Source organism: Bradyrhizobium sp. USDA 4501, from assembly GCF_054062115.1.
The window spans coordinates 102,367-115,788 of record NZ_JBSSEX010000001.1 but is presented as its reverse complement, the minus strand read 5'-3'; the positions used below and the strand labels follow the sequence as shown (position 1 = coordinate 115,788).

Genomic DNA, 13,422 nt, shown 5'->3' with positions numbered 1-13,422 from the left:
GCGATGGCAGTCTCGATCTCCGAGAACGATGGCGACGACGATTTCGCGGAATCCCACGAGATCAACGTCACGCCGTTCATCGACGTCATGCTGGTGCTGCTGATCATCTTCATGGTGGCGGCACCGCTTTCGACCGTCGATCTTCCGATCGATCTGCCGACCTCCAGCGCGACGCCGCAGAAGAAGCCGGACAAGCCGACCTATCTCAGCATCAAGCCCGATCTGACGCTGGCGATCGGGGAGAACGCGGTGAAGCGCGTCGACCTGGTCAATTCGCTGGATGCCGTGCCCGACATGAGCCGGGACAAATACGTGTTCCTGCGGGCCGATCGGATGGTACCCTATGGCGAGCTGATGGGCGTGATGGAGCTGTTGCGCGCCGGCGGCTACACGCACGTGAAGCTGGTCGCGCTCGAGGGCGTTCCGGGAGCGCCCGCGGCGGCGCAGGCCGATCCTGCCAAACCCTGACGGCGAACGCGATGTCCACCAACCCCGATCTCGACCTGCGGACCTCGAAGCGGCTCTGGGTGATCGCTGCCGTGACGGCGGTCGGGCTGCATCTGGGCGGCGCCGCGCTGGCGCTGACCAATTTGCGCGGCGACGATGGCGAGGGGCTCGGCGCTGCCGGCGCGGAATACGCCGTCGAGCTCGCCTCGGCGGATGTGCCCGACGATGCGGCACCGCCGGGCGCGCCGGCTGACGAGCAGCAGGCCGTGCAGGAAATGGCGCAACAGAAGGCCGAGGTGAAGGACACCGACCTGCCTCAGGAAAAGCCGGTGGAGTCCGACGACCCCGATCGCATCGTGACGGAAGACACTGCCAAGAAGCAGAAGGAGGAGGAGGCCAAGGTCGCCAAGGTCGAGGCCAACGCGCAGGAAGCGCAGCAGGCCTCGGAGGCGGCCGCGCCGACCAAATTGGAGGACGCGCGTCAGTCGGACACCACCAAGGCACCCAACCCAGGCATCGGCAAGGACAAGCTGCTGCTGACCGCCAAGTGGGGCAAGAAGATCAGCGCCTATCTCGACCTGCACAAGAAATTCCCGGAGAAGGGCAAGGCCAAGGAGGCCAAGGTGAAGGTCGCCCTGGTGCTGAATCGTCTGGGCAAGGTGCTGTCGGTTGCCGTGCTGGAATCGTCCGGAGATGCCGCCTTTGACGACGCGGCGATCTCGATGGTCCACCGGTCCGATCCGGTCCCGGCGCCGCCGGCCGACCTGACCGACGATCAGTTCTCCTTCAGCCTCGATGTCAATTACAACAAGCCGAAGAAGTAGCGAGCCGCGGCTGCCTGCGATCAGACGCCGGTGTCATTCCGGGGCGCGACAAGTCGCGACCCGGAATCCATTTCTCCATTGAATGAGCCGCTGGTCGATTCCTGATTCGCCGTTTCACGCGGCCCGGAACGACGTTGCCTCAGCTCTTCTTCACCAGCGGGCAGACGCTCTTCTCGAGCGGGAGGAAGGCCTCGTCCGCGGGGATGGTGGCGACCAGCTTGTAATAGTCCCACGGATATTTCGAGTCCGACGGCTTCTTCACCTCGAACAGATAGGCGGGGTGGATCTTGCGGCCGTCGACGCGGATCGAGCCCTTGCCGAACAGGGGATCGTCGGTCGGCATCTCCTTCATCTTGGCGACCACGGCGCGACCGTCATGCGGATTGCCGCCGAGCGCTTCCAGCGCCTTGAAATAGTGGATCAGCGAGGAATAGACGCCGGCCTGCACCATGGTCGGCGGGTTCTTCTTGAAGCGCTCCATGAAGCGCTTGGAGAAGGCGCGGGTCTGGTCGTTCATGTCCCAGTAGAACGTCTCGGTGAAGTTCAGCCCTTGCGCGACGTTGAGGCCGAGCGCGTTGATGTCGGTGATGAACAGCAGCATGCCGGCAAGCCGCTGGCCGCCCGAGACGATGCCGAATTCCGCGGCCTGCTTGATCGCGTTGGTGGTGTCGCCGCCGGCGTTAGCGAGCCCGACGATCTTGGCCTTCGAGCTTTGTGCTTGCAGCAGGAAGGACGAGAAGTCCGCGTTGTTGAGCGGATGCTTGACGCTGCCGAGCACCTTGCCGCCATTCGCGGTGACCACCGCCGAGGTGTCGCGCTCGAGCGCCTGGCCGAACGCATAGTCCGCGGTGAGGAAGAACCAGGTGTCGCCGCCGGATTTGACCAGCGCCTTGCCGGTGCCGTTGGCGAGCATGTAGGTGTCATAGACCCAGTGCACCGTGTTCGGCGAACACTGCGCGCCCGTGAGATCGGACGAGGCGGAGCCCGAGTTCAGGTTGACGACGTTCTTCTCCTTCGAAAGGTTGGCAATCGCGAGCCCGACATTGGAGGCCGCGAGATCGACGAACACGTCGACCTTCTCGACGTCGATCCACTGCTTGCCGATATTGACAGCGACATCGGGCTTGTTCTGGTGATCGGCCGAGATCAGATCGATCTTCCAGCCCTTCGCCAGCAGCCCGGAATCCTCGATCGCCATCTGCGCCGCCACCGTCGAGCCGGGACCGCCGATATCCTGATAGAGGCCGGACTGATCGCCGAGCGCGCCGACCTTGGCGACCTTGTCCATCGTCTGCGCCGACGCACCGCCGCAGAACGCAAGACTCGTGGCCATGACCAAGGCCGTCGTGACCGAGGCTGCAATGGAACGCTTCATCTTCCCTCCAGTATGATTTTGCTTTTGAGTTCCGGATTATGCCCGGCATCGGGTGCATCGCCTAGAGCGCCGGCGCGTTTGATCGTGCGCTATATTCCGCGCCGCGGCGATTGCGCAGCCGGTGACGCGCGACGGGATGCCGCGGTGCGCGGAGTTCGATCATCGGACGCGGATAGGGTGAAGCGCGGACGGCGCTATTTCCAGTAGTACCGGATCGCGACGTAGACCACGACGAGGCAGGCGAAGATCAGTGCCACCGGCATCGAACGCTTGGCGTTCGGGTCGGAGGTGCTCGTCTTCTTGGGGGGCAGGCGGCGGAACGTCGTGACGTTGCCATTGTCGGCGACCGGCTCGCGCGCGCGCGCCGGAACCTCCGGCGCTTTGCCGGCGCCGCCCATCTCGACATAGTAGGTGCGGTACATCTCCTGGATGGTCGCCTCGCCGGCGTCGGCTTCGCTCATCTGTCCCAGCAGCTTGTTGTAAATGGCCAGGAAATTCTGCGCCTCAGGCGGCAAGGCGGAGGCGCCGTTCAGCTTGGCCATCATCTTCCAGGTCGCAAAGTCGGCCCGCGCTCGGGTGTCGGCGCGTCGTGCAATCAGCATATCGGCAGCTTTGATCACCATGGCCTCGAAGCGTTCCTGTCCTCAACGCGCGACCCGGAAAAATGGCTACCGGTTTTCGGTCGGGTCGTGCGCAGATCAAGGCTATGTGTTTCCGGTAATGAGGAGAAGGGCGTTGATTACATAGCCGGTCAGAGTTCGCAGTATCGTTGAAATAACATCAAGATTTAGGCCGACTTGCTGGCCAATCACCGGCAGCAGGATCAACAGCCCGATCAGGATCAGCATGCCGTAGGGCTCCAGCCGGGCGAGCGGGATCGCCAGCGGCCTTGGCAACAGCCCGACCGCGACCCGGCCGCCGTCCAGCGGCGGGATCGGCATCATGTTGAAGATCGCGAGCACGATATTGATCAGGAAGGCGTTTTTCAGATTGTCCGCGGTCCATTTTGCGGCATCGGCCGGCACCAATGGCAGCGCGTGGAATGCCAGCGCCGCGGCGATCGCCAGGATGATGTTGGTGGCCGGGCCGGCCAGCGCCACCCACACCATGTCGAGCTTGGGATGATTGAGCTTGCGGAAGTTCACCGGCACCGGCTTGGCGTAGCCAAACAGGAACGGCGAATGCGCGAACAGCAGCACTGCAGGCAGGATCAGCGTGCCGAACGGATCGATGTGCTTCAGCGGGTTGAAGCTGACGCGGCCGAGCTGCCAGGCGGTGTCGTCGCCGAGCCGATGAGCGACGAAGCCGTGCGCGGCTTCGTGAAACGTGATCGCAATGACGACCGGCAATACCCAGACGGAGATGTCATAGAGGGAGATGTTCAATGGCATGCCGCCTCGGGTTCGCTGGGACCGGACCTCAGGCTAGCACGGATTCGCGGAAGGCCTTGCTGGCGAGCGTTGCCGCAGGTCAGCGCATGTCGGGGGCGACCGCGTGCGCCAGAGGCGGCTGGGTGGTCGCGATCCAGATGCCGGCGAACACGGTGACGATGCCGGCCACCAGATTCCAGCTCAGCGGCTCGCCGAGCAGGGCTGCGCCGACCAGCGATGCCGCGATCGGATTGACGGTGACCGAGATCGCCACCCGGGTCGGCGTCGTCCGCTCCAGCGCGAAGGCCCAGAGATAGAAGGTAAGCGCAGCGCCGAAGGCGCCGAGATAGATCGCGCCGGACCATTGCGGCGCGCCGAAATCGGCAACCGGCGCAAAACTGCCGCGCAGCAGCGAGGCGACAATGAGCACCACCGCCCCGGCGGCCATCGCGAGCGTGGTGAAGGGGATCGGGCCGGCGCGGCGGATATAGGGTTTTGACCAGATGCTGTAGAGCGCCATGCACAGCGCGGCTGCGATCATCAAGAGGTCGCCGCGCCAGGCACCAGGCGGCGCCGTGGCGAGGCCGGAGAGCAGCGCCATCGAGACGCCGAGGATGGTGATCAGGACGCCTGCGGTCTTGCGCGCGGTGAGCGCTTCGGCGCCCAGCACCGCGCCGACCAGCATGGTCAGCAGCGGCAGTGTCGACAGCGCGAGTGCGCCGCGCGCGGCGGTGGTGAAGATCAATGAGGCATTGAACAGGACCGGAAACGCCGCAAAGAACAGCAGGCCGAGGCCGGCAACGCCGAGCCAATCGTGCCGCGTCGGCCAGTTCCGGCGTTGCAGCTGTGCCAGCGGCAGCAGCAGCAGGACGCCGATGCCGAAGCGGAACGCGCCGATCGCCAGCGGGTCGATGGCGCCGACCAGAAACCGCGTCGCCCCGATCGAAGTGCCGCCGAGCGCGCTCGAGGCCACCGCCGCCAATACCCCCCAGATCTCGCCCATTCCGTTCGCCCCTCGGTTTTGCTTGCGCAATCTAGGGACGGGGACATAATCAGGGAATGGAATAGATTTGATCAACTAAATCACAGATCGTTATGAGCGCGCCCATCATGGACCCGGATCTTCTGCAGGCCTTTGTCGCGGTGGCGGAGCATCGCTCCTTCACCCGCGCGGCCTCGGCGTTGAACCGGACCCAATCCGCCGTCAGCATGCAGGTGAAGCGGCTGGAAGAGCGGCTGCAGGCCGAACTGTTTCACCGCAGCACGTCCAGTGTCGACCTGAGTGCAGCCGGCGAGGGATTGCTCGGTTATGCCCGCCGCATTCTGAGCCTCAACGCGGAGGCGGTCGGCCGGGTGCGCGAGCATGGCACGGATGGACGGGTTCGCCTTGGCGTGATGGACGACTATGGGACGATGATCGTCCCGCCGCTGCTCAAGGACTTCATCGCCAGCTATCCGCTGATCCATCTCGAGATGGAGACCGGGTTGACGTCGACGATGACCGATCGGCTCGGCGAAGCCTATGACCTCGTGATCGCGATGCACCCCGAGGGACGCGGCGAGGGCGAGTTGCTGCGCACCGAGCAGGCGGTGTGGGCCGCGAGCGCTGCGCATCGCGTCGAGGAGCTCGATCCGCTGCCGGTCGCGCTCTATCCGCAGGGCTGCCTGTTCCGGAACTGGGCGATGCAGGCGCTGGACGAGGCGAACCGGCCGTGGCGGCTCGCCTTTGTCAGCCACAGCCTGTCCGCGGTCGAGGCGATCGCGGCGCAGGGGCTCGCCGTGACCGTGGTCAAGTCGGGGACGTTTCCGCCGACGCTGCGTCGGCTGACCGCGCGCGACGGCATGCCCCTGCTGCCGCGGGCCGAGATATGGCTGCATCGCGCGCAAAACCTGCCGCACGCGGCGTCACTCCTGGCCGATCATCTCGTCGCGGCGCTGCGGCAGCCGGCGAGGCGGGCGGCGAGTTAATAGGTCGCGCGGCCGCCGGAGATGTCGAACACCGCGCCGGTGGAGAAGGCGCAGTCTTCCGACGCCAGCCATGCCACCATTGAGGCGAGTTCCTCGACCTGCACGAAGCGGGCCTTCGGGATCTTCGACAGCATGAAATCGATGTGCTGCTGGGTCATCTGGTCGAAGATCGCGGTCTTCGCCGCGGCCGGCGTCACCGCATTGACCAGGATGTCGTGCTGCGCGAGCTCCTTGCCGAGCGATTTGGTGAGCGCGATCAGGCCCGCCTTCGACGACGAATAATGCGCGGCGTTTGGATTGCCTTCCTTGCCGGCGATCGAGGCGATGTTGACGATGCGACCATATTTCTGGCCGATCATAGTCGGCACGATCGCCCTGCAGCAGATGAAGGGACCCTCGAGATTGATGCGCATCACCCTGCGCCAGTCGTCGAGATCGGTTTCCCATACCGGCTTGTTGGCTCCGGTGATACCGGCGTTGTTGACGAGAATGTCGATCTTGCCGAACGCCCGCAGAGTTTGATCGCGCGCGGCGTCGACCGCGTCGGGATTGGTGACGTCGGTCTTGATCGCGATCACGTTCTCGCCGATCGCCCGCGTGGTCTTCTCGGCCAGCGGCTGGTCGAAATCCCAGATCGCGACCTTGGCGCCCGACGCGACAAAGCGCTCGGTGATGGCGCGGCCAAATCCCTGCGCGCCGCCGGTGACGACGGCACAGCGGCCGTTGAGATCGATCTTGTTCATGCTGCCTCCCGATTAAAGCGTCCAGCCGCCGTCGATGACATGGGCGACGCCTGTGGTGAACGAGCTTTCGTCGCTGGCGAGATAGACGGCGAGCGCGGCGATTTCCTCGGCGGTGCCGAGCCGGCCCATCGGCTGGCGCGCAACGAACATCTCGCGTCCCTGCGGGCCGGCAGCCGCCGCACGCTCAAGCATCGAAGGCGTCTCGATGGTGCCGGGGCAGATGCAGTTGCAGCGGATGCCCTTGGTGATGAAGTCGGCCGCGACCGAGCGCGTCAGTGCCGCGACCGCGGCCTTGGTGGCGCTATACACGTAGCGGTTCGGCGCCGCCTTCACCGCGCCGGCGGCGGAGGCGATGTTGACGATGGCACCGCCGCCCTGCGCCAGCATGCCCGGCAGGAAAGCGCGCGTGGTGCGGTGCATCGACTTGACGTTGAGGTCGAAGGAGAAGTCCCAGTCGTCGTCCGAACACTCCAGCACCGTGCCGTGATGCACGAAGCCTGCGGCATTGAGCAGGATGTCGGTCTTGCCGGCGCGCTTTGCGATTGCCTCGACCGCTGCGGTGTCGCGCACGTCGAGCTTCGCAACCTCGGCGGCGCCTTCCTGCCTGAGCAGCGCAAGCTTGCCTTCGTCGATATCGGTCGCGAACACGGTCGCGCCCTCGCGGGCAAAGGCCAGCGCGCAGGCGCGGCCGATGCCGACGGCCGCTGCGGTTACGAATGCGCGTTTGCCCTTCAGGCGGTCTGACATGCGTTTCTTCCTTCTTTGGCGATTGGCAGTCATGCGCGGGCTTGACCCGCGCATCCATCTTTCGAAGAACGATGGATTGCCGGGCCGCGCCCGGCAATGACGGTTTGCGTCCTAGTGATTGTCGCGCGCCACGCCGACCTTGCCGGCGATGTCGTGGTAGCGCGTCGCGAGCTCGAGACAGGCGCCGGTCGCGTGCTGGCCGACGGTCTTGCGGTAGAGCTCCTGCCACGGCGTCTGGTTGGCCGGATGCGGGAAGCCGCCCTTGGCCTTCAGCTCGGCGCGGCGGGTGCGCAGCTCATCCTCCGAGATCATGATGTTGGCGCTGCCCTTGTTGAGGTCGATGCGCACCTTGTCGCCGGTCCTCAGGATTGCGAGCCCGCCATCGGCGGCGGCCTCGGGCGAGGCGTTGAGGATCGAGGGCGAGCCCGAGGTGCCGGACTGCCTTCCGTCGCCGATGCAGGGCAGGGACAGGATGCCGCGTTTGATCAGCGCGGCGGGCGGCTGCATGTTCACCACCTCGGCGCCGCCGGGATAGCCGATCGGGCCGGTGCCGCGGACGAACAGGACGCAGTGCTCATCGATGTCGAGCGCGGGATCCTCGATACGGTTGTGATAATCCTCCGGCCCCTCGAACACGATGGCGCGGCCCTCGAAGGCATTGAGGTCCTTCGGGTTGGACAGATAGCGGTCGCGGAATTCCTTCGAGATCACGCTGGTCTTCATGATCGCGGAATCAAAGAGATTGCCGCGCAGCACGATGAAGCCGGCGTCCTTCACCAGCGGCTTGTCGTAGCCCCAGATCACGTCGCCGTCGGGCGCAGGTGCTTCCTTGCAGTTCTCGCCCATGGTGCGGCCGTTGACGGTGAGGGCGCCTTCGTGGATGCGCTTGTGCTTGATCAGCTCGCGTACCACCGAGGGCACGCCGCCGGCGCGGTGATATTCCTCGCCGAGATAGAAGCCGGCCGGCTGCATGTTCACCAGCAGCGGGACGTCATGGCCGTATTTCTGCCAGTCGTCGATCGACAGCTCGACGCCGACATGGCGCGCCAGCGCATTGATGTGGATCGGCGCATTGGTCGAGCCGCCGATCGCGGAGTTGACCACGATGCAGTTCTCGAACGCCTCGCGCGTCAGGAAGTCCGACGGCTTCAAATCCTCCCAGACCATGTCGACGATGCGCTTGCCGGTCTCGTAGGCGATCTGGCCGCGCTCGCGATACGGCGCCGGGATCGCCGCGCAGCCCGGCAGCGAGAAGCCGAGCGCTTCCGCGAGCGAGTTCATGGTGGAGGCGGTGCCCATCGTGTTGCAGTGGCCGACCGAGGGGGCCGAGGAGGCCACGATCTCGATGAATTGCTCATAGTCGATCTCGCCGGCGGCGAGCCGTTCGCGCGCCTTCCACACCACGGTGCCGGAGCCGGTGCGCTGGCCCTCGTGCCAGCCGTTCAGCATCGGGCCGCCCGACAGCACGATCGCCGGCAGGTTGACGGTCGCCGCCGCCATCATGCAGGCCGGCGTGGTCTTGTCGCAGCCGGTGGTCAGCACCACGCCGTCGAGCGGATAGCCGAACAGCACCTCGACCAGGCCGAGATAGGCGAGGTTGCGGTCGAGCGCCGCAGTCGGGCGCTTGCCGGTCTCCTGGATCGGATGGGTCGGAAACTCCATCGCGATGCCGCCGGCGGCGCGGATGCCCTCGCGGACGCGGTGTGCGAGCTCGAGGTGATGCCGATTGCAGGGCGAGAGGTCGTTGCCGGTCTGCGCGATGCCGATGATCGGCTTACCCGACTGCAATTCCTCGCGCGTCAGGCCGTAGTTGAGATAGCGCTCGAGATAGAGCGCGGTCATGCCCGGATTGTGCGGGTTGTCGAACCATTCCTGGGAGCGGAGCCTGCGGCCCTTGCCCTCGCTGGTCGCGCGTGCGGCGTCGTGCCCGTTGGTGGGGGGTTTTGTCATTGGTTTCTCCCGCAATGCAAACTGGTGGGCCCATTCAAGGGCTCTGGTTCAAGGTCGTTTCTACCTTGCGCAAATCGTCGTGCATTACAAACCCGACCGATCACGCACAGGTGTTTCGTGTGATGGATTGGACCTTAGTTGAAGGGTCTTGGTTGCGCTATCATTTTATCATTTTTGCGTCCCTTATGACAGGCAGCTGCCGGGCGACGTCAATTGCGTCGCGCCGAGCTTTGCCGTTCCATGATACTGAAGCCGAGATCGACGACGGGTTCGGTCGGCCGGCGCCCTTCCAGCGTCTCGATCACCATCACGGCAGCGTTTCTGCCCATTTCGTAGCGGTTGGTACGCACGCTGCTCAAGGTCGGCTCGCTCGACGCCATGAATTCGAGGTCATTGAAGCCGACGATCGCCATCTGCTCCGGCACTGCCATGTGCCGCCGCTTGCATTCGAACAGCGCGCCGAGCGCAAGGTCGTCATTGACGCAGAACACGGCGTCGATGTCGGGCGCCTTGGCGAGCAGGTCGGCAAACAGCGTGCCGCCGAGCGTGACCGAGGTCGGGATCGCCGTTGTCACAATAAGCTGTGGATCGAACAGCCCAGCGTCGGTCATCGCGGAGCGATAGCCGTCGAGCCGGCGCTGCACCCGCGGATCCATCCGCGCGCCGAGGAATCCGATCCGCCGGTAGCCCTGCGCGAGCAGGTGGGCAATGGCCGCTTTTGCGGCGTCAAAATGCGAGAATCCGATCATCATGTCGATCGGGGAGGGACCGACCTCCATGATCTGGACGATCGGACAATCGACCGTCTCCATGATGCGGCGGGAATCGGCGGTCTGGTTGATGCCGGTAATGATCAGCCCGGCGGGCTTTTGTGCCAGAAACAGACGCAGCAGGCGCTCTTCCTGCAGGATGCTGTAGCGGGTGTTGGCGAGCTGAATGCTGTAGCGACTGCCGTCGAGCGCGTCATAGATGCCGCGCAGCACGTCGGAGAACACGTTGTTGGTCAGCGACGGGATCAGGACACCGATCACCTCGGTGCGCTGCGACGCAAGCGCGCGTGCCGCGAGATTGGGCACGTAACCGAGTTCTTTTGCCGCACTATCGACCCGCGCGCGCTTGCCGGCCGAAAGTGCTTCCGGATTCCTGAAGAACCGTGAGGCCGTAATCGGACTGACACCGGCGAGCTTCGCGACTTCGGCGAGCCGGATCTTGCCTGGCGTGATGCGCTTTCGGGCCATTTGCCGCTCATATCACGACGTTCGTCGCAGACAAACTGATATTGACAGCGCTACCAAGCGATTGCTAATCGAACGATTGCCAAAACCGGATAAACTGCGGACAATAACGTCAGTCCAACAGCGCCGCGCACCCAGCGCGGCCGGAACAAAACAGAGCGGTGGCGGCACTCGTCGTACGTCGTCGGGAACTTGAGGGAGGGAAGTGGATGTCGTCGGTCCAGATTCGCGACGTGCGGAAATCGTTCGGCAATTTTGAGGTCCTGCACGGCGTGTCGATCCCGATCGAGGACGGCGAGTTCGTCGTTCTGGTCGGCCCCTCCGGCTGCGGCAAGTCGACCCTGCTGCGCATGCTGGCGGGGCTCGAGAACATCACCTCCGGCACGATCTCGATCGGCGACCGCGTCGTGAACAATGTCCAGCCCAAAGAGCGCGACATTGCGATGGTGTTCCAGAACTACGCGCTCTATCCGCATATGACGGTCGCCGACAATATGGGCTTCTCGCTCAAGCTGCGCGGCGCCAAGCCCGAGGAAATCTCGACCGGCGTCAAGCGCGCCGCGGAAATCCTTGCGCTTACGCCGCTGCTCGAGCGCTATCCCCGCCAGCTTTCGGGCGGCCAGCGCCAGCGCGTCGCGATGGGCCGCGCCATCGTGCGCGATCCCCAGGTGTTCCTGTTCGACGAGCCGCTGTCGAACCTCGACGCCAAGCTGCGTGTTGCAATGCGCACCGAGATCAAGGAGCTGCACCAGCGGCTGAAGACCACGACCGTCTACGTCACCCACGACCAGATCGAGGCCATGACGATGGCCGACAAGATCGTCGTGATGCATGACGGCATCGTCGAGCAGATGGGCTCGCCGCTCGAACTCTATGACACGCCGGCGAACCAGTTCGTGGCCGGTTTCATCGGTTCGCCGGCGATGAATTTCCTCAAGGGCAATGTGAAGGTGAACGGCGCCGCCTATTTCGAGGGACCGAACGGCGTCAAGCTGCCGCTGAAATCGGCGCCGGCCAATTCCGACGGCCAGCCCGCGGTCTACGGCGTGCGGCCCGAGCATTTCACCATCGCCGATGACGGCGCCGAGGCCGAGATCGTGGTGGTCGAGCCGACCGGGTCGGAGACCCAGGTGTTCGCCAAGCTCGGCGGCGAGCAGGTCGTCGCCGTGTTCCGCGAGCGCCATCTGTTCAACCCGGGCGACAAGGTTCGGCTCAAGCCGGATCCGTCGCTGGTCCATCTGTTCGACGATTCGACGGGGAAGCGACTGAACAGCTGACGGACCGATCGATCTTAATGGCCGACCAACAGGCCAGATCAAAAACAACAAAAACACAATCATAGGGAGAAGGACGATGCACGATTTTACTCGCCGCTCGCTACTTCAGGGCGGCACGGCGCTGGCTGCAACCGGCATGCTCACCGGGCCGGCGCTGTTTGACTTCGCCAAGGCCTGGGCGCAGAGCGCGCCCTGGAAGGCGGAGCCCGGCGCCAAGCTCACCGTGATGCGCTGGAAGCGCTTCGTGCCCGCGGAAGACGATGCATTCAACGCCATGGTCGCGGCCTTCAAGTCGGCAACCGGCACCGAGATGAACGTGTTCAGCGAGTCCTTCGAGGACGTGCAGCCGAAGGCCTCGGTCGCCGCCAACACCGGCTCGGGTCTCGACCTCGCCTGGGGCCTGCACACGCTGCCGCAGCTGTTCCCGACCAAGGTTCTCAAGATGAACGACGTTGCCGATTATCTCGGCAACAAGTATGGCGGCTGGACCGAAGCCGCGGCCAAAACCTGCAAGCAGGGCAATGACTGGCTCGGCATTCCCGTCGCGACCATCGGCGGCTATTTGACCTATCGCAAGTCGGCGGTCGAGAAGGCCGGCTTCAAGCAGGTGCCGTCCGATTTCCCGGCCTATCTCGAACTGTGCAAGGCGCTGAAGAAGAACAACACGCCGGCCGGCTTCGCGCTCGGCCACGCCACCGGCGACGCCAATGCCTGGGTGCACAACATCCTCTGGGGCCACAACGCCTGGACTGTCGACAAGGACGACAAGGTCATCATAAACTCGCCGGAGACGATGAAGGCGCTGGAATATGCCAAGGCGCTGTCGGAGACCTTCATTCCGGGTGTCGCGTCCTGGAACGACTCCTCCAACAACAAGGCCTTCCTGTCCGGCGAGCTGTTCCTGACCTCGAACGGCATCTCGATCTACGTCGCGGCCAAGGACGATCCGAGCAAGAAGGAGCTCGCCGAGGACATCGACCACGCATTGTGGCCGGTCGGCTCGATCGGCAAGCCGACCGAATTGCAACTCGCGGTTCCGATCCTCGCCTTCAACTTCTGCAAATATCCGAACGCGGCAAAGGCGTTCATCGCCTTCATGCTGGAGAAGGAGAATTTCGAGAAGTGGCTGTCGGGCGCGCGGGGTTATCTCACCCACACGCTCAATGCCTACGACTCGGCTCCGGTGTGGACCGCCGATCCGAAGAACGCGGTGTTCGGCCAGGCCTCGAAGCGCGCGCTGCCGGCCTCCGGCATCGGTACGCCCGGCGAGAAGGCCGCGACCGCGATCGCCGACTTCATTGTGGTCGACATGTTCGCGAACTACTGCACCGGTGCCAAGGACGGCAAGGCCGCGATGGCGGAAGCCGAACGGCAGCTGAAGCGCATCTATCGCTGATGTGATGGCCGCGGGCGGCGGAGAGCCGCCGCCCGCGTCATCATTGGAATGCCATCATTGGAATATTGCGTAGTCATGCTCAATCCGTTG

Annotated in this window: 13 protein-coding genes; 5 read left to right on the top strand and 8 right to left on the bottom strand. The window is 64.5% G+C overall.

The annotated features are described in order from the left end of the window. Positions 1-3 precede the first annotated feature (3 nt). Together exbD and ACVWZM_RS00505 are read left to right on the top strand one after the other, a co-directional pair. Positions 4-468: a TonB system transport protein ExbD gene (gene exbD / locus ACVWZM_RS00510; protein ID WP_168855707.1), complete on the top strand. Its 465-nt coding sequence runs from the start codon at positions 4-6 to the stop codon at positions 466-468. An 11-nt stretch (positions 469-479) separates the two neighbouring features. Next, positions 480-1,271, top strand: coding sequence for an energy transducer TonB (locus ACVWZM_RS00505; RefSeq protein WP_456851431.1), 792 nt, complete (start codon positions 480-482; stop codon positions 1,269-1,271). Positions 1,272-1,410: 139 nt separating this feature from the next. On the opposite strand, the gene ACVWZM_RS00500 is transcribed toward ACVWZM_RS00505, so the two are convergent. The 4 genes from ACVWZM_RS00500 to ACVWZM_RS00485 form a co-directional block, all read right to left on the bottom strand. Continuing rightward, positions 1,411-2,604, bottom strand: coding sequence for an ABC transporter substrate-binding protein (locus tag ACVWZM_RS00500; RefSeq protein WP_371852120.1), 1,194 nt, complete (start codon positions 2,602-2,604; stop codon positions 1,411-1,413). Positions 2,605-2,840: 236 nt separating this feature from the next. Continuing rightward, entirely contained in the window at positions 2,841-3,248 is a 408-nt protein-coding gene (locus ACVWZM_RS00495; protein WP_057020029.1) for a hypothetical protein, read from the bottom strand. A 102-nt stretch (positions 3,249-3,350) separates the two neighbouring features. Continuing rightward, positions 3,351-4,031 (bottom strand): site-2 protease family protein, encoded by a 681-nt coding sequence (locus ACVWZM_RS00490; protein ID WP_038384092.1) that lies wholly within the window; start codon positions 4,029-4,031, stop codon positions 3,351-3,353. A gap of 85 nt (positions 4,032-4,116) precedes the next feature. After that, positions 4,117-5,019 (bottom strand): DMT family transporter, encoded by a 903-nt coding sequence (locus ACVWZM_RS00485; RefSeq protein ID WP_456851429.1) that lies wholly within the window; start codon positions 5,017-5,019, stop codon positions 4,117-4,119. 92 nt (positions 5,020-5,111) lie between these two features. On the opposite strand from ACVWZM_RS00485, the gene ACVWZM_RS00480 reads away from it, so the two are divergent. Continuing rightward, positions 5,112-5,984, top strand: a complete 873-nt coding sequence (locus tag ACVWZM_RS00480; RefSeq protein WP_456851427.1) for a LysR substrate-binding domain-containing protein — start codon at positions 5,112-5,114, stop codon at positions 5,982-5,984. Here ACVWZM_RS00480 and ACVWZM_RS00475 read toward each other — a convergent pair. The 4 genes from ACVWZM_RS00475 to gntR form a co-directional block, all read right to left on the bottom strand. Next, positions 5,981-6,727: an SDR family oxidoreductase gene (locus tag ACVWZM_RS00475; protein ID WP_253587127.1), complete on the bottom strand. Its 747-nt coding sequence runs from the start codon at positions 6,725-6,727 to the stop codon at positions 5,981-5,983. The two genes, ACVWZM_RS00480 and ACVWZM_RS00475, sit on opposite strands and share 4 nt — an antisense overlap. Positions 6,728-6,739: 12 nt before the next feature. Continuing rightward, entirely contained in the window at positions 6,740-7,474 is a 735-nt protein-coding gene (locus ACVWZM_RS00470) for an SDR family oxidoreductase (RefSeq protein WP_057019730.1), read from the bottom strand. Positions 7,475-7,585: 111 nt separating this feature from the next. Next, on the bottom strand, positions 7,586-9,424 hold the full coding sequence (locus tag ACVWZM_RS00465) for an IlvD/Edd family dehydratase (RefSeq protein WP_456851424.1): 1,839 nt from the start codon (positions 9,422-9,424) through the stop codon (positions 7,586-7,588). Between the two features lie 209 nt (positions 9,425-9,633). Beyond that, entirely contained in the window at positions 9,634-10,662 is a 1,029-nt protein-coding gene (gene gntR / locus ACVWZM_RS00460) for an HTH-type transcriptional regulator GntR (protein WP_456851422.1), read from the bottom strand. Between the two features lie 206 nt (positions 10,663-10,868). Between gntR and ACVWZM_RS00455 the strand changes: the two genes are divergently transcribed. Then, on the top strand, positions 10,869-11,936 hold the full coding sequence (locus ACVWZM_RS00455; RefSeq protein ID WP_028334988.1) for an ABC transporter ATP-binding protein: 1,068 nt from the start codon (positions 10,869-10,871) through the stop codon (positions 11,934-11,936). A 76-nt stretch (positions 11,937-12,012) separates the two neighbouring features. Beyond that, on the top strand, positions 12,013-13,332 hold the full coding sequence (locus tag ACVWZM_RS00450; RefSeq protein WP_057019733.1) for an ABC transporter substrate-binding protein: 1,320 nt from the start codon (positions 12,013-12,015) through the stop codon (positions 13,330-13,332). The last annotated feature ends 90 nt before the right edge of the window (positions 13,333-13,422 follow it).

Excerpts from the sequence above, each read along its gene's own strand:
- ACVWZM_RS00455 (WP_028334988.1), top strand. The coding sequence starts at position 10,869 with ATGTCGTCGGTCCAGATTCGCGACGTGCGGAAATCGTTCGGCAATTTT.
- ACVWZM_RS00500 (WP_371852120.1), bottom strand. The coding sequence starts at position 2,604 with ATGGCCACGAGTCTTGCGTTCTGCGGCGGTGCGTCGGCGCAGACGATG.
- gntR (WP_456851422.1), bottom strand. The coding sequence starts at position 10,662 with ATGGCCCGAAAGCGCATCACGCCAGGCAAGATCCGGCTCGCCGAAGTC.
- ACVWZM_RS00450 (WP_057019733.1), top strand. The coding sequence starts at position 12,013 with ATGCACGATTTTACTCGCCGCTCGCTACTTCAGGGCGGCACGGCGCTG.
- ACVWZM_RS00475 (WP_253587127.1), bottom strand. The coding sequence starts at position 6,727 with ATGAACAAGATCGATCTCAACGGCCGCTGTGCCGTCGTCACCGGCGGC.
- ACVWZM_RS00495 (WP_057020029.1), bottom strand. The coding sequence starts at position 3,248 with ATGCTGATTGCACGACGCGCCGACACCCGAGCGCGGGCCGACTTTGCG.
- ACVWZM_RS00480 (WP_456851427.1), top strand. The coding sequence starts at position 5,112 with ATGAGCGCGCCCATCATGGACCCGGATCTTCTGCAGGCCTTTGTCGCG.
- ACVWZM_RS00470 (WP_057019730.1), bottom strand. The coding sequence starts at position 7,474 with ATGTCAGACCGCCTGAAGGGCAAACGCGCATTCGTAACCGCAGCGGCC.
- ACVWZM_RS00485 (WP_456851429.1), bottom strand. The coding sequence starts at position 5,019 with ATGGGCGAGATCTGGGGGGTATTGGCGGCGGTGGCCTCGAGCGCGCTC.
- ACVWZM_RS00505 (WP_456851431.1), top strand. The coding sequence starts at position 480 with ATGTCCACCAACCCCGATCTCGACCTGCGGACCTCGAAGCGGCTCTGG.
- exbD (WP_168855707.1), top strand. The coding sequence starts at position 4 with ATGGCAGTCTCGATCTCCGAGAACGATGGCGACGACGATTTCGCGGAA.
- ACVWZM_RS00465 (WP_456851424.1), bottom strand. The coding sequence starts at position 9,424 with ATGACAAAACCCCCCACCAACGGGCACGACGCCGCACGCGCGACCAGC.